A 19506-nucleotide genomic window follows, 5' to 3' on the forward strand; every position below is an offset into this window, starting at 1 on the left:
GGTTTGATATAATCATAGGCAGCATCAAAAGGTTCCAGCAGCTGGAGCCGGGAAGGAGAGTCATGTTCAAACGGATTTATGTGGAGATCACCAACCGCTGCAACCTCCGGTGCGCATTTTGCCCCGGCACGGCGCGGCCCCTTCGGGACATGCAGGAGGGGGAGTTTTCCACGGTGCTCTCCCGCCTGAGGGGAAAGACACGCTACCTCTATTTTCACGTGATGGGCGAGCCGCTGCTCCATCCCCGGCTGGGACGGTTCCTTGCGCTGGCGGGCCAGGAGGGCTTTCGGGTCTGTCTGACCACCAACGGGACGCTGCTCTCCCGCCGGGAGGAGGAGTTGCTGGCCGCGCCGGCGCTCCACAAAGTGTCCGTCTCCCTCCACAGCTTTGAGGGTAACGGCGGCGCGGACATGGCACCCTACCTCAAGCAGTGCTGGGCGTTTTGCCGCCGGGCGTCGGAGCGGGGCGTCCTCTGTGTGCTGCGGCTTTGGAACGAGGGGGGAGAGGACCTTCGCAACGACGAGATTCTCCACTTTCTGGAGACGGAGGCAGGCCCCCGGGAGGGCTGGGCCAGGCCGCGTCCCAACACCTGGCAGTTGGGGGAGCGGCTCTATCTGGAGAGGGACGGAAAGTTCGACTGGCCGGACCTGGCGGCAGAGGAGAAGGACACGGAGTTCTGCTACGCCCTGCGCCACCAGGCGGCGGTCCTGTGCGACGGCACGGTGGTGCCCTGCTGCCTGGACCACGAGGGGGACCTGGCGCTGGGGAACCTGCTGCACCAGGAGCTGGATGAAATTTTGAACTCCCCCAGGGCCCGGGCCATCTATGACGGCTTTTCCCATCGCCGCCCGGCGGAGGAGCTGTGCCGCCGCTGCGGCTACGCCAAGCGATTTTGAGAGGGTTTATGGATCAGTCTAAACTAAAACAACTCACCGCCCCGCTCCTGAGCTGGTATGAGCAAAACGCCCGGAAGCTTCCCTGGCGGGAGACGCCGGCCAATGCCTACCATGTGTGGATTTCGGAGATCATGCTCCAACAGACCCGGGTGGCGGCGGTACGGGAGTATTATGCCCGCTTCCTCAGGGAATTTCCCACCCTGGCGGACCTGGCCCGGGGGGAGGAGCGGCTGATGAAGTGCTGGGAGGGCCTGGGCTACTACAGCCGTGCAAGGAATCTGCAAAAAGCGGCACGCCAGGCCATGGAGCGCTTTGGCGGAGAGCTGCCCCGGACCTATGAGGACCTGACGAGCCTGCCCGGCATCGGGGACTACACCGCCGGGGCCATCTTGTCCATCGCCTGGGGCCAGCGCGTTCCGGCGGTGGACGGCAATGTGCTGCGCCTGGCGGCGCGGATCATGGACTGCGATGAGGACATCTCCGATATCAAGGTCCGCAGGCGCTTCCGATCCTGGGTGGAGGAGGCGCTTCCGCCGGCCGAGCGCTGCGGGGACTACAACCAGGCCATGATGGACCTGGGGGCCACGGTGTGCCTGCCCAACGGGGAGCCCATGTGCCTGCTGTGTCCGGGCCGGGACTTCTGCGCTGCCCGGGAGGCGGGCCGCCAGTCGTCGCTTCCCGTAAAGGCCCCGAAAAAAGGAAGACGTCTGGAGGAGCGCACCGTATTTGTCCTCCTCTCCAGCCAGGGCGCCGCGCTGCGCCGGAGGCCGGAGACCGGCCTTCTGGCCGGCCTCTGGGAATTCCCCAACGTGGAGGGGGCGCTCCGTGAAGAGGAGGCGGCCCGCGTTTTGAAGTGCTGGGGCATTGAGCCGCTCCGGTGGGAAAAACGAATCGCCGCGAAGCACATTTTCACCCATGTGGAGTGGCATATGACCGGCTATGTGCTGCTCTGCCAGCCCTCTGGCCCTGCGGACTTTTGCTGGTCGGACGGACGGGACTTTGCCGATAAGACGGTGCCCACGGCCTTTGCCCGGTTTCGGGAGGAGGCGCTGGAGCACCTGGAGAGACAGGAGGGGAGCGAGTGAGCATGACAGCTAAAGAGCGGGAACCTTGGGACGAGCCCCAAAAAAGTCCGGCCAAAGAGGTAAAAACGCCCCAGTGCTGCCCCTGGTGCGGCGGCGAAATGAGGCTGGGACATCTCTTAGCCAAGGGCGGCGGCGCCGTCTGGTGGGTGCAGGGGGAGATCGAGTGGAAGAGCAAGCTGATTGGGCCGGATCCCAACCAATCGCTGAGAGTGGATGATGAGGGACTGCTTTTTACGTACAAGACCGCCTGGTACTGCCCCCAGTGCGAAAAGATGGCCATTGACGCGGCCGGGATGTGCCCGCCCTACGGGTCCGGAGAGTATACACGGAAAGAGGATTGAGCATGGCGCAGCTTTACTTCAAATATGGGGCCATGGGGTCCAGCAAGACCGCCAACGCCCTGATGGTTCACTATAATTATGCTGAGCGGGGCCAGAAGGCCCTGCTGGTGAAGCCCCGGCTGGACAGCCGGGATGGGGACCATATGGTGGTCTCCCGCATCGGCCTCAGCCATCCCTGCATCTACTTTGACGAGCTGGAGGCCATGGGGGAGGCGGAGCTGAAGGAGTTTGCCTGCGTCATCGTGGACGAGGCTCAGTTCCTCAGCCGGGAGGAGGTCCGCCACCTGGTGCACCTTGTGGACGACCTGGACATCCCGGTGATCTGCTACGGGCTGCGCTCGGACTTCAAGGGGAATCTTTTCACCGGCAGTTATGAGCTGCTGGTGATGGCGGACAAGATCGAAGAGGTAAAGACCGTCTGCTGGTGCGGCCGGAAGGCCACCTTCAACGCCCGCTTTGACGCGGAGGGCCATGTGCTCAAGGAGGGGGAGCAGGTGGTTTTGGGCGCGGGGGAGAAGTACACCAGTCTCTGCCGGCGGCACTGGAGAGAGGGCAACTTAGGCCCGGGATTTCAGGTGAAGAGATGATCTGTAACATTTGCCCGCGCCGCTGTGCCGCGGAGCGGACGGAGCGCTCCGGGGCGGGGGCCTGCGCCATGCCCGCGGGTCTGCGGATCGCCCGGGCGGGGCTCCATTTCTGGGAGGAGCCCTGCATCAGCGGAGAGCGGGGCTCAGGTGCCATCTTCTTCTCCGGGTGCAACCTGCGCTGCTGTTTTTGCCAGAACGGGACCATCAGCGCCGGCGGATTCGGCAAGGCTGTTTCCACGAACCGGCTGTGCCGGATCATGGAGGAGCTGGTGTCCCAGGGAGCCCACAACATCAACCTGGTGACGCCCACCCATTTCACGCCCTGGATTTTAGAGGCGCTGAACGAGCCTCTGGGCGTGCCCGTGGTGTGGAACTGCGGCGGCTATGAAACGGTGGAGACGCTGCGCACGCTGGAGGGGAAGGTGCAGATTTACCTGCCGGATTTCAAATACGCCATGAAGGAGCCGGCGCTGCGCTACTCCCGGGCGGCAGACTATTTTGACTACGCCTCCGCCGCCATATTGGAGATGTTCCGCCAGACCGGCCCCTATCAGATGGAAGATGGGCTGCTGCGCCGGGGCGTGGTCATCCGCCACCTGGTGCTGCCGGGCCAGATGGAGAACACCCGCCGTTGCATCGATTGGGTGGCGGAGCAGTTCCGCCCCGGAGACGTGCTTTTCTCCCTCATGGCGCAGTATACGCCCCAGCCGGACGGCCCCCGGGAGCTTGACCGCCATGTGACGGGGGCGGAATACCGCGCCGCGGTGGAATACATGGAAAACTGCGGCATTGTGGACGGCTTTACCCAGGAACGCACCTCAGCCAGGGAGGAATACACCCCGCCCTTTGACCTGACCGGCGTATGACGGGGAAAACAGGCCCGGGCCGGTTTGGACACGATGACGTATTTCTGCGCTGGATGGCAGATACCAAGAGACAAAATAAAGAAGAAGGCCCCGCGGCTTTATCGCAGGGCCTTCTTCTTTATTTTTCCCGGGCACATGCCGCCCGAAGATAGCCGTCCCAGGCGAAGAGCGCGTCCTTTTCCTCATCTCCGTAAATCTTGTCGATGCTGCAGATGTGGAGGAAGTGATTGCCGACCTCTACTGTCTGAGAAAGGGAGACCACAAGGGCCAGCCTGGTATCTGCTGGAATCTGGATGCTGGTGCCGGGGAGGGAGGCCAGAGGAATCTGAAAGCTTTGAACCTTGTCCGTGTCTTTTCCACTGACGGAGCCGCAGTGGATGGCCGCGTCCCGGAGGCTGCTGCCGGGGACGGCAAGGACCGCCTTTCCGGTCTCCCGGGTCCTCTTCCCGGTGTAGGAGCCCTTGCCCATGGCAAAGCCCAGCATGGGCGGGTTGGAGGAGAGATAGCTCACATAGGACACCGGGGCCAGGTTCACGGAGCCGTCCGGCTTCTCTGTGCAGACCAGGACCAGGGGGTTGGGGGAGGTGAACTCAGCCGCCTTGCGAAACTCCAGTTCTTTCATGGTGATCATCCTTTCCGGTTGTGAAGGCCGTCCGGCCCTGCTTGCCTTTTGCTGATATGTTTATTATACTAAGGCCATATAAACATGCAAGTACGCAGATTATTCTTACATAGTATGGTGCGGCATACCATACGGGCCGCCGGGAAGGGGAACATATGGATAAGGACATGAGCTATGAGGAGTATGTGGAGCAGGTGCGCCAGGGGATTCTCACAAGCTCCGGGAACTGCCCGGTGACGCCGCTTCTGGTGATGCTGCAGGGCAAGTGGAAGTTTCAGATCATCTACGAGCTGTGCATCAAGGGCCAGATTCGCTTCGGAGAACTCAAGAAAAGCCTTGCGGGGATCACAAACACCATGCTGACCAGCTCTTTGCGGGAGTTGGAGCGGGACGGCTTGGTCTCCCGGGTCCAGTTCAACGAGATCCCTCCCCATGTGGAGTACTCACTGACCGAGCGGGGGAAGGCGCTGCTACCCGTCTTTTATGCCATGACCAAATGGGGGTTTGAGTACATTCCGTAATAGCTGCCTCCCACATGCCGATATGATACAAGACTCCGTTGTCGGATGGTGGTATCATCAGACGGGAAACGGCCCTTGATATCCCAAGGGTCCACATTATATTGGGAGGTCTGTCCGCCATGAAACAGGCAAAAGTAATCTGTCCGATCTGCGCCTACCGAGAGAAAGCGCCTGACGAAACGCTTACACACTGTCCCCGGTGCAATACCGATCTCACCGGGAGCGACCCGGAACAGAAGGTGCGTGAGGCGCCGGGCACCTATACCGCAGGCAAGATGGGCACCAACGCCTCCATCTATCTCACTGACCGCCGGCTTCTGGTGGTGCCTGAAAAATTAGAGGGATTCAACCTGACCTCGGTGCTGACGGCGGCCGTTGTCAACAAGATGACCAGCAAATACGGCGTGGTCTCCGTTCCGCTGGAGCAGATACGGTCCGTGGAGGAGGGCAAGATGGGCCTGCTGCAAAAGATCCTCATCGTCGTTACCGCTGACGGTGAAAAGATCGTCCTCACCCTGCCCAAGCTGAAGGAGTGGAAAGAAGCCATTGTAAACGCCGCTCCGAACCTGAACTGAATAGGAAAAAGGGGCGGCGCCGGAAGGCACCGCCCCTTTTTATTTCTTTCCCCGGCATATTCTGAAGTTGAGACCGCCCTTTTTTGTTCCACAGCGGCTCAAACTGAAGGCATGGCCGTCCCATATGCGATAGGCAGTTATTTGGAGGACAGCCTGCGCAGCTCCTCCAGCGCCTCCTCCAGACCCTTGGACCTGGCCGAGGGGTTGCCCCGCAGGATGCGGGCGGCCCGGGCGTAGGCCTTGTCGGACGTGGAGCGGATCCGCTCCCGCTGGCGCTGGAGCTTCTCCAGGGCCTCGGCGATCTCGGCGCGTTTTTCCTCCAGGTACTCGGCGGATAGGTCGGTGGCGGAGTCCAGCTTCTCCCTGTACTGCTCCAGCCCATCGGCAAGGGTTTGGACCACACTGAGCTTCCAGGCACGGCGGCGCTGGACGTTCTCCTGCATCTGGGCGCGGAGGCTGGCCCGGCGGAGGGCCTTTTCCATGGCGCGCTCCTGGCGCAGCCCCTCCAGGCGGTAGCGGCCTTCGTCCAGCTTGTCGCGGAAGCGCTGTAAATCCTCCTCCGCGAAGGCGGAGTACACCTCAAGCCGCTTCTGGATGCGCTGGAGGTCTTCGTTGCTCTGGGCAAGGTTTTCCAGCATCTCCCGCAGGTTCATGGCTGCGTTGAAGGACTGCACGGCGTCCACGGTGGTGGCCACGGCCAGCAAAAAGGCAGCGACCTGGGCAATTCCCTCCGGAATCCTCAAAATCAGGCGCTGAATGGGCGGATGGACGATTTGTACCAAAAAGATGGAGAAGGCGCCCCAGCCCAGGGAGCAGAACAGGCAGATGTGGCCGTTGAGGTTCAGGGGCTTGTCGCTGTAGTCCCAGTACCGCACGCGGAAAAGCCGCTCCATGGCGGCGCCCGTAAAATACTCCAAAATGGTGGCGGCGACCATGCCCAGTAAAAAGACCAGGAAGAGGTTGTCCTGGACCGAGAGGGTGGCCAGCAGGATGATCAGCGCCCCGGAGCCGTAGATCGGCAGCAGCGGGCCGTGGAGAAACCCCCGGTTGACCCATGTCTTCTTCTGCACGGAAACGAGGCAGGACTCCCAGATCCAGCCGCAGAAACAGTAAAAGAAAAAGAACAGAATCCACTGGGACAGGGTGTAGTGGGACATGAAACCTCTCCTTTGATGATCGGATTGTATCAGTGTAGCACAAATACGGGCGTGATTCAACCAAAGAAGCGGCGTATCACTGCGCTTCCTCCGGAACAGGCTTCACGAGAACCTCCAGCACCCGGCGGTGGTCCACCTGGGTGACGGTGACGTCCAGGCCCTCCCACTGGAAGCGGTCGCCGGATTGAGGCAGCCGGCGGAGCTGTTCCACCACCCAGCCGGAGACCGTGCTGGCGTCACACTGGCCGCGGATGGAGAAGAGGTCATACAGGTCGGAGAGGTCGGCGCTGCCGGAGATAAGGTAGCTGCCGTTGCCCTGGGGGCGGAAATACTCTGACACCTCGTCGTGCTCATCCCAGATTTCACCCACCAGCTCCTCCATGATGTCCTCCATGGTCACAAGGCCCTCTGTGCCGCCATACTCATCCACTACCACGGCCATGTGCAGCTTCTTGGTCTGAAGCGTCCGCAGCAGCTGATCCACCCGGGTGTTGGGCGCGGTGTAGTGGATGGGGCTGATGCAGGCGGAGATGTCGCCCTGGCCCCGGTAGCGGGCGGAATAAAAGTCCTTTTCGTGGACGACACCGATGATATCGTCAATGCCCTCGTGATAGACCGGGAGCCGGGAGTAGCCGCTTTCGGCAAAGATGGCGGCGATCTCCTCCGTGGTGGCCCGGTCTGAGATGGCGGCAATGTCCACCCGGGGCGTCAGGATGTCGCCTGCCTCCAGATCGCCGAAGGTGATGGCCGAGCGGATCAGCTCGCTCTCATGCTGGTCCAGCCCGCCTTCGTTCTCCGCCTCGGAGACCATGGTGATCAGCTCCTCCTCCGTGATACCCTGGCTCTCCTCTGTGCGGAATATCACACTGAGCAGCCGCTTCCACTGGGCAAAGAGGAAGTTCAGCGGCCGCAGGATCACAAGGAAGACGCGCAGCACCGGCGCCGAGGCCATGGCAAATTTCTCCGGGTTCTCCTTGGCCAGGCTTTTGGGGGAGATCTCGCCGAAGATGAGGATGACCACAGTGAGCACCACCGTAGAGACCGTGGGGCCGTATGCGCCCGCCAGGCGGGTGAACAGCACGGTGCCCACGGTGGTGGCGGTGATGTTCACAATGTTGTTGCCGATAAGGATGGTGGAGAGCAGCCGGTCATATTCCTCCGACAGGGAAAGGGCCAGCGCCGCCCGGCGGTCGCCGCCGTCGGCTTTGCTTTTCAGCCGGATCCGGTTCAGGCTGGAAAAGGCGGTCTCCGTGGCGGAGAAATAGGCTGAGAGGCATATGAGGGCAAGAATTGCGATGGCCATTGTGATACTGGGACTGTCCATGAGGACTCATCACTCCTTTTTCAAGATCAAAAATGGTGCGGGGCTGACCCATTGCCGCCCCACAACTTCGCCGTCCGAACCCATGGATAAAAAAACAGACAGGAACCGCCCCATCACAAAAGAGGATGGGACCGTCCCTGTCAGCAATGTTTATGTAGATGGGTGGCAACGGTGGTTCGTCCACGGAACTGACTCCTTTTCCAAAATACCGGCGAAAGAGATGCGCGATGCTGCCAGTATACCATGGCATGGGAAAAAAGGCAATCAACGATCCGTTAAGAAAGCTCCCGCCAGTGCGGCGGGAGCTTTCCTGTTACAGAAGGTTGTAGAGAATCTTTGCCATCTGTCCCCGGGAGATGGGGGAGTTGGGCCGGAAGGAGCCGTCTTCATAGCCGCTGATGACGCCCTGGGAGACCATGGTGGAGACATAGTAGCCGGCGTAGGCGGGAATGGAGGCCGTGTCGGTGAAGGACAGGGTGGACTCCGTGTAGCCCTTGGGCTGGGTGCGGCCCATCATGGCCGCGGCCTGGGCCCGGGTAATGGAAGAGGCGGGCTTGAAGTACAGCCGGCCGTCGGAGCCCATGGTGCCGTTGAGGATGCCCTCGGTATACAGCGCCTTTACCGCGGTCAGGGCAAAGTCCCCAATTTGATCCAGATCCGCGAAGGGCAGCTCCACGGACTCATACGCTCCGGCGCTGAGCCCCAGGTAGCGGTACAGCATCACGGCGAACTCCTGGCGGGAGATGTTGCGGGAGGGGCGGAAGGTGCCGTCGGCATAGCCGGTGGTGATGCCGGAGGTGTAGAGGTAGTCCACATAGGCGGAGGCCCAGTAATTGGCAGTGTCGCTGAAATGGGGGGCCTGGGCGGTGGAGGCCGCGTCCGCCGAGGCGCGCCTGATGTTGCCGGAGGCATCGGTGGCAATGATGCTCACCCGGTGGCCGCTGCCGTCACCCACCGCCACGGCGGCGGAGACGGCGCCGGTGGATTCATTGTAGTTGAAGGAAACCGCCTTGCCGTCCACTGTGACGGAGATGTTCGCCTTGGGCAGCAGGCCGTCCACCTCGTCGGACACGGCGCCGCTCAGGGCCGTGCCGGAGAGAGAGGCGGTGACGGCGGGGGCGGTTTGATCCACAATGTCGTTGTAGGAGCACACGATCTGATCCAGATAGATGGTGCCGGAGGGCGTTGTGCCGGAGACGGTCAGGTCGGTGATGGACGTGGCGCCCTCAGGCAGCTTGACGCTGAGCTGTTTCCAGCCGGTGAAGTCCAGGGCGGCCAGCGTCACGGAGCTGTAGTTGGCGCCGTCAAAGGTGGTGGCGGAGAGGGTGTTTCCGGATCCGTCGCCGTAGACCCAAAGGTTCAGCCGGTTGTAGTTGGCCTTGAAGCTGAGGGAAGTGAGGAACAGCGAGGCGCTGGAGGTTGCCTCATCCATGACATAGCTCAGCGCGCCGGAGGCCTTGCCGAAGCGGACAGTCTCCACGTTGGTGTTGCGCTCCAGCGCGGTGCCGGAGGTGGAGGCGCTCCACTCGACCAGGCCGCCTTCAAAGTCCTCCAGGGTGTTCAGGGACAAAGAGGTCACGCGGACGGGCAAAGAGACGCTCTTTCCGCCGCCGGAAACGGTGAGGGTGCCGGTGCCGGGCTGGAGGGAGGCGGTGAACTTACCGGCGGCGTCCACCGTGCCCACGTCGCCGGAGATGCTCCAGGTATAGGCGCTGGCGGAGGAGAAGAGGGAGAGGTGGTTGTACGTTGCCTTGGGCGTCAGCTGGACGCTTTCCCCCGGGGCAATGGTCACGGCCGAAAGGGCTCCGGCGGGGCCGGAGATGCTGAGGCTGTCCACCTTGTCCACCGTGTGGATGACCGCGCTGCCGCTGCGGCCCTCGCCGGAGGCTGTGACGGTGACGTCACCGCTGTAGGCGGGCAGGATCACGGCGCCGTTTTCCACGGTGCCGTCGGAAGAGGACAGGTCATAGCCCGCGTCCATGGGGATATAGTTGGTGTCCACACCGGAGGCAGACACCCTGACCGTGCTGCCGGTGAGGGCGTAGGAGCTTTCGGGCTTGACATAATAATGGCTCAGAATGCCGGTGGAGGAGTTGGAGGCCACCAAAAAGACGTGGTTGGACACGGACCGCTCCGACCCCTCGGATGGGGTGTTGATGGTGGAGGCGGAGGTGGTGTCCGGGGAGGTGACGGAGAGTGTGGTGGAGCCGCCGCCGTCCAATCCCAGTGCGGTGACGCAGCCAAGCTCCACCATCCGCTGGCCCACCTGGGAGAGCGTGGCGCCGATGCTGTGGCCGCTCTTGCGGCCGTCCACTGTGTAGAAGACCAGCGTGCCGTCGGCTTTCTGGCCAATGGCGGTGCGGGGCGCCTGCCCGCTGGGAAGTCCGGAGGCGACCGCTCCGCCCGAGACCAGGGAGTAGAGGGCGCCCACGGCGTACTCCACGTCGTTCCAGCGCGTGTCGGAGGCGGTGACGGACAATGTCAGCGTCTGGCCCGGTGTCAGGTTCTTCAGCGCGTCGGTGTAGTAGGTACCGGTCTTGTTGTTGGCGGAGAGCACCACGCTGTTGGCGCCCACAGCGGTGGCGGAGGCGTCGGTGAGCACCTGCTCCACCTGAAGGGTCATCTCTGTGCCGATGGACAACGAGCCGTCCACAATGGAGCAGACCACGTCCACGCCGGGCTCAGTGGTGCCGTTGGTGTGCTTGGCGTTGAAGTCGTAAGTATAGAGGTAGATGCCGCCCTCAGAGACCCGTGCCTTGTTCACGTCGGTGATGGAGCGGATGACAGTCTGGCCGGAGGCGTTCTGCCCCAAGTTGATGGAGTACTTGATGCCCGGCTTTCCCAGCACCGCGGTGCCGTCGGCGCAAAAGCCGATGGCGTGGTAAGCGGCGGCGCCGGTGCGGATCTGCCCCTCCGTAATCACGAGGCCGATGGGCACGCCGTTTCCTGTGTTATAGAAGTCGCCGTTGATCCCGGCGACCACCCGGTAGCCCTGGGCTTCCAGCGCCTTCGCGGTGGCGGAGACGGTGGAGCGCTGGGTGATCGCGCCGCCGTAGGTGACGATGGGTGTGACGGATTCACTGGGCACATAGGTCACCACGTTCTCCGTCCGCAGATCGGAATACGCGCTGCTCCAGAACACGCTGGTGTTCAGCTGCGTCTCCTCATGCAGGCCGGTGGAGACGTTGGTCAGGTCGTCACCCATGGCGTAGGATGCCGCAGCGGACAGCGAGGCGCTGGCCAGCACCGCCGCTAAGATCAGGGATGTTGCTCTGCACAGGAACTTTCTCATGCGTTGCCTCCATTTAGTACATTCTCTTGGTATACATAATACCGATACAGTCCCACATAGCATAGCACGCTCCGGGAAAAATGTAAACCGTAAAATCCGTGGGAATGCTGTGGGACGAATTTTCTTTTAGACGGAGCGGGAGCGGAAAAAGTTGCATGGGGCAGCTGTATGGAGGCCCGCCGTAAAAGAGGGGAAAAAGAAAGCTGCCGGAAGCCCAGGCTTCCGGCAAGCGGCCTCGATCAGTGTTCCACCCGGAAATCCCCCTGCTCCCGGGCGCTGGCGCGTCGGGCCTTGTCCGCCGCCAGGGCCTCCAGCAGCGCACCGATGATCTGGTTGGAGACCAAATAGCCTGTGGGTGTCAGGTGCCAGCGGCCGTCCTCTTCCAGGGCGTAGCCGGCCTGGGCAAAGCGGCGCATCAGGGGCTCCAGCGGGTCAAAGCGCCGGCGGAAGGTCCGTTCAAACTCCCTCACGTCCAGCCCAAGGGCTGTCCGCAGGCGCAGCATGATGTACTCCGTGTCCCGCTCTGTAAGCGGGATGCGCTCCGATTCGGAGACCATGGGCGAACCGGTCAGGACGCCTTGGATGTAGCCCTCTAAGTCACGGCCATAGGCATAGCGGACGCCGCCGAAATCCGAGTGGGCGCCGGGGCCGAAGCCCGCGTATTCCTGCAGCGTCCAGTACTTCAGGTTGTGGCGGGACTCATGGCCCGGACGGGCGAAGTTGGAAATCTCGTACTGCCGGTAGCCCATGTGCTGCAAAAACTCCACCGTGTAGAGGTACATGTCCGCCTGGAGATCGTCCCCGGGCAGAGCGAGGCGGTCTTTGGCCTGATAGAGAGGCGTGCCCTCCTCCACCTTCAGCCCATAGCAGCTAAGATGGTCCGGGTCCAGGGCCGCGGCGGCGGAGAGGTTTTCCTGCCAGCGCTCCATGGTCTGCCCCGGCAGGCCGTAGATGAGGTCCAGCGACACATCGGGGAACCGGGCCTTCCGGGCATTCTCCACGGCGGTGCGGACCTGGTCCATGGTGTGGACGCGGCCGATGGCGCGCAGCTCCGCGTCGTCGGCGGACTGCATCCCAAGGGAAATGCGGTTGAAGCCGCAGCGCCGCAGGGCGCGCAGGTCCTTATAGCTGTCGGCGGAGTCAGGATTGGCCTCCAGGGTGATCTCAGCGTCTTTTGTCACGCCGTAGTGTTTTCGGATGACCTTCAGGATGGCGCACAGCCGGGAGGCTCCCAAGTAGGAGGGGGTGCCCCCGCCGAAATAGACACTGTCCACGCTGTGCCCCTGGGCCCGGGGAGCGGCCTCTTTCAGATGGGAGCAGAGGGCCTTGGCATACGCATCCATCCTCCCTTCCCGCTCCGGCAGGGAGTAGAAATCGCAGTAGATGCATTTGCTTTTGCAAAAGGGGATGTGAATATAAAGCCCAAGGGGGCGTTTCGGCTCTTTCATGCGGAATCTCTCCCATCCAATCGTTGAATCCGCACATAGTGTAGCGCCTTTGACCGGCTTTGGCAAGGAAAAGGGGATAGTTTTCTCAAAATAGGGAGAAACTACAAGGCGGAAGGAGGCAGCGATATGACACCAAAGGAGTACCAATCTTACGTCAAGCAAAAGCAGAAAAAGTCCCCCCTGGCCAAGAATCTGCTTCTGGCCTTTGTCATCGGCGGAGCCATCTGTGTGCTGGGGCAGCTGATTATGAACGGCTTCAGCGCGCTGGGCCTGGGGAAGGAAGACGCGGGGACCGCCACGTCCGAGGCCTTGGTGTTTCTCTCCGCATTGGCCACCGGCTTGAACCTCTACAACAAGCTGGCCCGGTTCGGCGGAGCGGGCACGCTGGTGCCTATCACCGGCTTTGCCAACGCGGTGGTCTCGCCGGCCATTGATTTCAAAAGCGAGGGCATCATCACCGGCATGGCCACCAAGATGTTCCTCATCGCCGGTCCGGTGATCGTTTTCGGCGTCACAGCCAGCGTGATTTACGGCGTGATTTTGTGCCTGATGGGGGCATAGGAAAAGGCAGGGGGTTTCCCCCTGCCTTTTCCTTTTTAATGTTTTGATCTATTATAAGGAATTTTTATCGATATTATCCGTTGGACAAACTCCCGCTGCCTAATTAAAGTAAAAAGGGCTTCCTGTTCCCAAGGAGCCCCTCTGTGCTTGGGAAGACTGTCAATGGAGTGAACGCATTTGATTCGAATTGAGCATCTGACAAAAAAATATGGGGATGAGGCCGTCCTCAACGACATCAGCCTCACCATCGAACCCCGCGACATCTATGGCGTGGTGGGACAAAGCGGCGTGGGGAAATCCACGCTGCTGAACTGCATCAACCGTCTGGAGGAATTTGAAAGCGGTACGATCGACGTGGACGGGCTCCGTGTGGAGACGCTGAGCCGCCGGGAGCTGAGGATATTTCGCAAAAATGTGGGGATGATCTTTCAGGATTTTTCCTTGATCGGGCGGAAAAACGTATTTGACAACATTGCAATGCCCTTGGAGTGCTGGGGATATGACCGGGTCAAAATCAAACGGCGGGTGGAGGAGCTGGCGGAAATTGTAGGCCTGGAAGAGAAACTGGCGGTTCGGCCCGCAGAGCTCTCCGGCGGACAGAAACAGCGGGTGGCCATTGCCCGCGCCCTGACGCTGAATCCCTCTTATCTGCTCTCTGACGAGGCAACCTCTGCATTGGATCCCAAGACGGCGATATCCATTGTCAAGCTGCTGCAGGATATCAACCACAGATATGGAATTACCATCGTTTTGGTGTCCCATCAACTGGACATTGTGGAGTCCATCTGCAATCGCGTGTGCATTTTGGAGCAGGGCAGAGTTGCAGAGGAGGGCATGGCGGAGAGCCTCTTTGACCGGCCCTCCATTGCGCTGCGTTCTTTGAAGGGGGAGTTGACGGATGCTTAGCACGCTTGCCGCGGAATTCGCCAAATCCAGACTGATTAAGTACCTGCCCACTGTCATTCTGCCGGCCATAGGGTCAACCCTGACCATGGTGGCGGTTTCAGCGGTCTTTTCCATTGCCATCGGCATGGTGCTTGGTTCGGTGCTGTATGTCACCGATCGGGATGGGCTTTTGCCAAACCGGTACATATATGGGATTTTGAGCCGGGTGACCGATGTGATCCGCTCGTTTCCCACATTTATTTTGATTGTGGCGGTCAGCCCTCTGACGCGGGCGGTCATCGGAACCACCATCGGCACCAAGGCCGCCATCTTTGCCATTACCCTGGGCTGCTTCCCCTTCGCGGCCAGAATGACGGAATCCGCCCTGCAGACTGTGGACCGGAAGCTTGTAAAGGCCATGCAGTCTTTTGGAGCGTCTATTTTCCAGATCATCTGGAAGGTGCTGTTTGTTGAGGCGCTGCCTGTTCTGGTTTCCAACTATACCATCATGCTGATCAACATGATCAACATGTCGGCCATGGCGGGCGCGGTGGGCGCCGGGGGCCTTGGCGCAATCGCCCTGACCTATGGGTACCAGCAATTCGACTACGTAATCATGTACGTTGTCGTTGTCATCCTGATCGTCATTGTGAGTTTGCTGCAATCGTTGAGCAAGCTGCTTTACCAGCGGCTGAAATAAGAAAGGAACAAAAAGATGAAAAACAAAATGATTCGCATGACTGCAGCGGCTTTGCTGCTGGCTTTGTCTCTCACCGGCTGCGGAACTGCCGCCTCCGGCAGCGCGTCCAGCGGCGCCTCGACCGACTCTTTGCAGACCATCAAGATCGGTGTGACCGCCATATCCCAAATCACCTATGAGGCCATTGAGTCTCGCTTTGCGGACAAAGGCTACCAGACGGAATTTGTCATGTTTGATTCCAACCCTGTGGTATTGGAGGCCTGTGCCGCCGGCGAGGTGGACATGGCCCTGGGCCAGCACGCCCGCTATGTCCAGACCTATAATGAAAACAACGGGTCCGACCTAACCATGGTCAAGCCCTATGGGTATTACACAGGAATCGGCCTGTATTCTGAAAAATACACAGCGATCGATGAAATCCCCGATGGCGCGCAGATCGCGATTATGAATGATGCCCAGAATATGTCCATTGCCTTGATGATCCTGCGGGATGCGGGACTGATCGAACTGGATGAATCCGTGGATACCTATACCACTGCCGATATCACTGCAAATCCCAAGAATCTGCAGATTATCGACATGGATCAGGCCCAGACCGTGGCAGCGCTGACGGACATGGACGCGGCCTGCGTATTCTTCACCCATATGAGCAATGCCGGCAAGGACCCTGCCTCCTATATTGTCCGGGACTCCGTCATGATCAACTATCCCATGGGAGCCATTGTCCGGGGGGAGGATGCCCAGTCCGATTGGGCCGTAGCCTATGCCGAGTGCTTCAAAGAGCAGAGCGTCCGGGATGCCATCGACGAACAGCTCCCCGGCGTATTTGCATTCTATGAAAGCGATGATCAGGTCACATTTGACTATTGAGAAGAGCGCGATGGGCAGAATGCCACTCGATTCTTTCACAGGATTTTTTCCCTTGCGGTCCGCTGGCCGATGCTGTCCGTGAACTGAAAAAACAGGCGGCGCGGAAACAAAAGTTTCCGCGCCGCCTCATTAGGATTCCTCCTCCGTCTGGGGAGTGGATTCAAAGTAGTCCTCCGGAACCTCCCGGCGGACCAGCTCCTGGGTGCCGTCGGCACGGCAGATTAAAACGTCGATGGTCATCTACTTCACCCCCCAGAGCTCGATCTTTGACCCGGCCCCGATAAAGTCGGTGTCGCTGGCGCCGTTAAGCACCAGGGCGCTGAGGCCTTCGTACGTGTAGGTGTTGCTTTTTCCATAGAAGAAAACGCCGCCAAAGGTGATGCCGCGCAGGTACTGGGCAGGGTTGTGGAGGATGAGGGCGATCATGTAGACGGTGTTCAGCGTGGAGCTGGAGGAATAAAACCTGCCCAGGCCCACGAAATCGGAGCCTAAGTTGCCCATGGAGTCACAGGAGCATTTGTTAGTGGTCCCGCCGGGGGGAGAGTACCACCAGCTGCAGGTTCCCACGCTGGTGGGCGTCAGCACACCCACCAGGTACTTCCAGTCGGCAAAGTTGATGTCAGTGACGTCCACCTCCACACGGGCGGCCTTCTCCTGGGTGACCACTTCCTTCAGCTTGTAGTACTGGAGCTTGGCCCCCAGGGCGTTTTCCAATTTCTGGTTGTCGGCGTTGAAATCCGTGCGGAGGATGCGGTCGCTGTCCTCCCACTGGTTGAGCTCATAGGTTTGCGTATGGTTCATAAGCGCTCCTTTCATTCTGAAGAGATACGGGAAATCAACCTTCCGCCCGTATTTACAGGAAATTGCACGGCTGCGTGCAAGCGGAAAAATTCTTGTGGGACAGAGGAGAATGTGGTATAACGAAAGAAGAATATAACGTAAGGAGTGCTGCAGATGAAGACCATCCATACCGACCTGGCCCCCGCGGCCGTAGGCCCCTACTCCCAGGCAAAATCCACCGGCAACTTTGTATTCACCTCCGGCCAGATTCCCCTGGACCCTGTCACGGGCGCCCTGGTGGGCGACGACATCGCGGCCCAGAGCGAACAGGCGCTGACCAATCTGAAGGCGGTCTTGGAAGCGGCGGGATCCGACTGCTCCAAGGTGGTGAAGACCACCTGCTTCCTCACCGACATGGGGAACTTTGCTGCCTTCAATGAGGTGTATGCCAAGTATTTCCCCGACCGGCCCGCCCGCTCCTGCTTTGCCGTAGTCGCTCTGCCCAAGGGCGCTCTGGTGGAAGTGGAGGCAGTCGCAGAGCTGTAAATGAAAAAGAAGGAGCATCTGCTCCTTCTTTTTTTATGCCGTTGGACTTGCTTCATTTCCCGTGGACTGACGATCTTACGTCCGTATGATGAGGTCCGCCCGAGCCCGGGTCTGATTGGCTGCAAAGTACTGGTTTTCCAGCGGGATCCAGAGGGTACGGAACTGCTCGTAGGAGTCCTCTCCGCCCCGCAGGCGGATGCGCCGGGCCTGCTCCTCCGGCGGGGTTTCCACAAATACCCGCAGATCGTAGGCGCCGCTGCCAAAGTAGGGATGGCAGCTGTAGGTGCCCTCTATGATGGTGACGGGCCGTACCTCTGTGCGGACAGTGCCGCAGTAGCCTCCCTGGCGGCAGGAAAACCGCCGGTAGGCAAAGGACTCCCCCCGAATAAGGGGCGTGAGCACCTCCTCCTGAAACCGCTCGTAGTGGACGTTGCCCCTGGCCCGGCGCTCAGGGGTGCGCAGCTCCGGCGGCAGGAAAAAGTCGTCCATATGGATCAGCGTGCTGTCATAGAGGGGGGCCAGCAGCTCTGCCAGGGTGGTTTTTCCTCCTCCGCAGTTGCCGTCCAGGGCCACAACCACCCGGCCCTTTTTCCGCAGCACGTCCTCCATGGCGCAAAGAAGAGGCAGCAGCTGCTCATATCGGGCGGAAATCAGCCGGTAAGCCGGACGGTACAGCCGCCGGTAGGACTCACTGTGGCGCAGCGGCGGGAGGGAGGAGAAGTCATAGCCTGCCAAAAAGCGGTCCAGCGCCTGCAGGTCGAAGGAAAAGGCGTCTATGTTCTCCTTCAAATCGGACAGCCGCCGCAAAAAGCCGTCAGCGCTGCCGCTGCGCTCCTCCGCCGAACGGCAGAAGAGCTGGGCAATCGTCTCCTCCCTCAGCCCCGCCTCCCGGGCGGGGCCCAGGTACAGCCGGGAGACCCGCTCCCCGCAGGGCTCGCTGAGCGCCGTGTCCGCTGGGGCGGAGGGAGACTCCTTTCTAATGAGCGCCAGGGCGGACTCCGCATCACCCAGCAGGTGTTCGCCGCCGAATTCGGCCTGATAGCAGAGCTTTACGGCATCGGCGCACTCCATGGCGCTGTAGACGCCGGCATGGCGGCGGAGAATGGATGTAAACTCACTCATCAAGCATCAGGTTTCCTTTCCGCAGGGCGATCAGGATGGCGGGAATCAGGACGATCTGCAAAATGATGCCCGGAATGGCATTGAGGAAAGCGCCGGAGACAAAGGCCGCCCAGGTGAAGCCGCCCAGCCCCAGGAGGAAGCACTCCGCAATGCCCCAGACCACACGGCCTGCCGCCATGGCCAGGATCAGCGAGACAAAGAGCATGCCGGTCTTCTTGGGCAGCAGCTGGTAGAAGACACCGGTAAAGGCACCGTAGGCCGCCAGCTCAAAGGCCATAGCCATGCCGGTGGGGAAAATCGGCGGCATGCCGAACATGGCAAAGCGCAGAAGCGGGGCGATGAAGCCCACCGCCAGGCCGTAGGGCCAGCCGCACAGAAAGCCGCACAGCAGCACGGGAAGGTGCATGGGCAGCAGCATGCTGCCGATTTGGGGGATCTGGCCGGTGAGAAAGGGCAGCACCATGCACAGGGCCAGCATCAGGGCGGATACCGTCAGCTTTTTGAGGTTCATATGGGGTTCTCTCCTTTGTATCGCACGCACGTTGGGTGCAAAAAAATATAAGGAAGGCATCTGCTTTCTGCTGAAAACAGATACCTTCCTGGTATCACAATGTACGGAGACGCGAAACCGGCTGGGCCGGTGTGGACCGGCTTCCTGTCGGTTCCGGAGTATTTTACCACACGAAACCGGCTGTGTCAATGGAGCTTTGTGTATGCTAAGAGCTTCGGCGGCTTCCTTTTTGGCTCTGTGATTTTACATAAGCAGGAGAATTGGGGCGTCACCTCAGAGAAACAGCAAAAAGAGCCCGATGACCGCGGCAAGCACGCCGCCGCAGCGGCCAAGCAGCAGCGCGGCGTCGCTGGGCTCGGCGTTTTTGAACCGCCAGCCGTAGCTGAGGTACCAGGAGGTCTGGGGCGAGATGGCGTTGAAGCCGCCTATGGCCAAAAGGAGCACACCGATGAAAGGAGAATTGCCGGAACTCTTTTCCGGCTGTGCCCCGTCGGAGAGCAGTTCCACCAGCGTGTCGCCGGGGATGTACCGGTCCTCTGAGTAATCGTCGCTCCAGCCGCCGTGCCAGCCTGCGCTGTCGTAGGTCCGAAAATAGGTGGAACCGTCGGGATAGGTGATCTCCACCGTCCGGCCTCCCACCGTGTACCGGAACACATCGTCGCCGTGGGTGATGGTCTGCTGCTCGGTGTCCACCACGAACTCCCAGCCGTCCTGGCTGACCTCATAATTGGTTGAGGGGGCCGGGCTCCCGCAGGCGCACAGCAGCGAGAGCAGCAAGACCGGCAGCGCAAAAAGACGCATTTGCATCCCGCACCTC

The 19506-nt window shown here is 60.6% G+C and carries 21 protein-coding genes; 12 read left to right on the forward strand and 9 right to left on the reverse strand.

Going from position 1 to position 19506, the window contains the following annotated elements; all coding sequences use genetic code 11:
• The first annotated feature begins 62 nt into the window (after positions 1-62).
• Genes H8790_RS13140 through H8790_RS13160 form a run of 5 tightly spaced genes read left to right on the forward strand, consistent with a single transcriptional unit; the run spans position 63 to position 3775 of the window.
• Positions 63-896: a radical SAM/SPASM domain-containing protein gene (locus tag H8790_RS13140; RefSeq protein ID WP_187332964.1), complete on the forward strand. Its 834-nt coding sequence runs from the start codon at positions 63-65 to the stop codon at positions 894-896.
• An 8-nt stretch (positions 897-904) separates the two neighbouring features.
• A complete protein-coding gene (gene mutY / locus H8790_RS13145; RefSeq protein WP_187332965.1) occupies positions 905-1981 on the forward strand; it encodes an A/G-specific adenine glycosylase in 1077 nt (358 codons plus the stop codon).
• Between the two features lie 2 nt (positions 1982-1983).
• Positions 1984-2322: a PF20097 family protein gene (locus H8790_RS13150; protein ID WP_243208609.1), complete on the forward strand. Its 339-nt coding sequence runs from the start codon at positions 1984-1986 to the stop codon at positions 2320-2322.
• Positions 2323-2324: 2 nt separating this feature from the next.
• A complete protein-coding gene (locus tag H8790_RS13155) occupies positions 2325-2909 on the forward strand; it encodes a thymidine kinase (protein WP_187332967.1) in 585 nt (194 codons plus the stop codon).
• Complete coding sequence (locus tag H8790_RS13160; RefSeq protein WP_187332968.1) at positions 2906-3775, forward strand: radical SAM protein; 870 nt, start codon at positions 2906-2908, stop codon at positions 3773-3775. Before H8790_RS13155 ends, H8790_RS13160 begins: the two co-directional genes overlap by 4 nt.
• A 118-nt stretch (positions 3776-3893) precedes the next feature.
• Here the strand turns inward: H8790_RS13160 and H8790_RS13165 are convergent, their stop codons facing one another.
• Positions 3894-4397 (reverse strand): flavin reductase family protein, encoded by a 504-nt coding sequence (locus H8790_RS13165; RefSeq protein WP_187332969.1) that lies wholly within the window; start codon positions 4395-4397, stop codon positions 3894-3896.
• A 155-nt stretch (positions 4398-4552) separates the two neighbouring features.
• On the opposite strand from H8790_RS13165, the gene H8790_RS13170 reads away from it, so the two are divergent.
• Together H8790_RS13170 and H8790_RS13175 are read left to right on the forward strand one after the other, a co-directional pair.
• A complete protein-coding gene (locus H8790_RS13170) occupies positions 4553-4918 on the forward strand; it encodes a winged helix-turn-helix transcriptional regulator (RefSeq protein ID WP_187332970.1) in 366 nt (121 codons plus the stop codon).
• Positions 4919-5037: 119 nt separating this feature from the next.
• The gene (locus tag H8790_RS13175) at positions 5038-5493 is read left to right on the forward strand and encodes a transcription factor (protein WP_187332971.1); all 456 of its coding nucleotides are present in this window, start codon (positions 5038-5040) and stop codon (positions 5491-5493) included.
• Positions 5494-5630: 137 nt separating this feature from the next.
• Here the strand turns inward: H8790_RS13175 and H8790_RS13180 are convergent, their stop codons facing one another.
• The 4 genes from H8790_RS13180 to hemW form a co-directional block, all read right to left on the reverse strand.
• Complete coding sequence (locus H8790_RS13180) at positions 5631-6650, reverse strand: putative ABC transporter permease (RefSeq protein ID WP_187332972.1); 1020 nt, start codon at positions 6648-6650, stop codon at positions 5631-5633.
• Positions 6651-6726: 76 nt separating this feature from the next.
• Positions 6727-7974: an HlyC/CorC family transporter gene (locus H8790_RS13185; protein ID WP_187332973.1), complete on the reverse strand. Its 1248-nt coding sequence runs from the start codon at positions 7972-7974 to the stop codon at positions 6727-6729.
• A gap of 313 nt (positions 7975-8287) precedes the next feature.
• Complete coding sequence (locus H8790_RS14010) at positions 8288-11266, reverse strand: S-layer homology domain-containing protein (protein ID WP_187332974.1); 2979 nt, start codon at positions 11264-11266, stop codon at positions 8288-8290.
• 239 nt (positions 11267-11505) lie between these two features.
• Entirely contained in the window at positions 11506-12714 is a 1209-nt protein-coding gene (hemW, locus tag H8790_RS13195; protein ID WP_187332975.1) for a radical SAM family heme chaperone HemW, read from the reverse strand.
• Positions 12715-12840: 126 nt separating this feature from the next.
• Between hemW and spoVAC the strand changes: the two genes are divergently transcribed.
• The 4 genes from spoVAC to H8790_RS13215 all read left to right on the forward strand — a co-directional run bounded on the left by spoVAC (position 12841) and on the right by H8790_RS13215 (position 15730).
• Entirely contained in the window at positions 12841-13275 is a 435-nt protein-coding gene (gene spoVAC / locus H8790_RS13200; RefSeq protein WP_187332976.1) for a stage V sporulation protein AC, read from the forward strand.
• Positions 13276-13452: 177 nt separating this feature from the next.
• Positions 13453-14181 (forward strand): methionine ABC transporter ATP-binding protein, encoded by a 729-nt coding sequence (locus H8790_RS13205; protein WP_187332977.1) that lies wholly within the window; start codon positions 13453-13455, stop codon positions 14179-14181.
• Entirely contained in the window at positions 14174-14860 is a 687-nt protein-coding gene (locus H8790_RS13210) for a methionine ABC transporter permease (RefSeq protein ID WP_187332978.1), read from the forward strand. Before H8790_RS13205 ends, H8790_RS13210 begins: the two co-directional genes overlap by 8 nt.
• A 15-nt stretch (positions 14861-14875) precedes the next feature.
• Positions 14876-15730 carry a MetQ/NlpA family ABC transporter substrate-binding protein gene (locus H8790_RS13215; protein ID WP_187332979.1) on the forward strand — a complete coding sequence of 285 codons (855 nt, stop codon included), beginning with the start codon at positions 14876-14878 and terminating at the stop codon, positions 15728-15730.
• Positions 15731-15970: 240 nt separating this feature from the next.
• Here the strand turns inward: H8790_RS13215 and H8790_RS13220 are convergent, their stop codons facing one another.
• Complete coding sequence (locus tag H8790_RS13220; RefSeq protein ID WP_187332980.1) at positions 15971-16531, reverse strand: hypothetical protein; 561 nt, start codon at positions 16529-16531, stop codon at positions 15971-15973.
• Positions 16532-16684: 153 nt separating this feature from the next.
• On the opposite strand from H8790_RS13220, the gene H8790_RS13225 reads away from it, so the two are divergent.
• Entirely contained in the window at positions 16685-17056 is a 372-nt protein-coding gene (locus H8790_RS13225) for a RidA family protein (RefSeq protein ID WP_187332981.1), read from the forward strand.
• A 75-nt stretch (positions 17057-17131) separates the two neighbouring features.
• Here the strand turns inward: H8790_RS13225 and H8790_RS13230 are convergent, their stop codons facing one another.
• From H8790_RS13230 to H8790_RS13240, 3 genes are all read right to left on the reverse strand, one after another.
• The gene (locus H8790_RS13230) at positions 17132-18178 is read right to left on the reverse strand and encodes a uridine kinase family protein (RefSeq protein WP_187332982.1); all 1047 of its coding nucleotides are present in this window, start codon (positions 18176-18178) and stop codon (positions 17132-17134) included.
• Positions 18171-18689 (reverse strand): ECF transporter S component, encoded by a 519-nt coding sequence (locus H8790_RS13235; protein ID WP_207724192.1) that lies wholly within the window; start codon positions 18687-18689, stop codon positions 18171-18173. The genes H8790_RS13230 and H8790_RS13235 overlap by 8 nt, the downstream gene beginning before the upstream one ends.
• A 273-nt stretch (positions 18690-18962) precedes the next feature.
• Positions 18963-19496 (reverse strand): DUF6199 family natural product biosynthesis protein, encoded by a 534-nt coding sequence (locus tag H8790_RS13240; protein WP_187334327.1) that lies wholly within the window; start codon positions 19494-19496, stop codon positions 18963-18965.
• Positions 19497-19506 lie beyond the last annotated feature (10 nt).

The organism is Oscillibacter hominis (assembly GCF_014334055.1).
In the GTDB taxonomy this organism is placed as follows: Bacteria; Bacillota; Clostridia; order Oscillospirales; family Oscillospiraceae; genus Oscillibacter; species Oscillibacter hominis.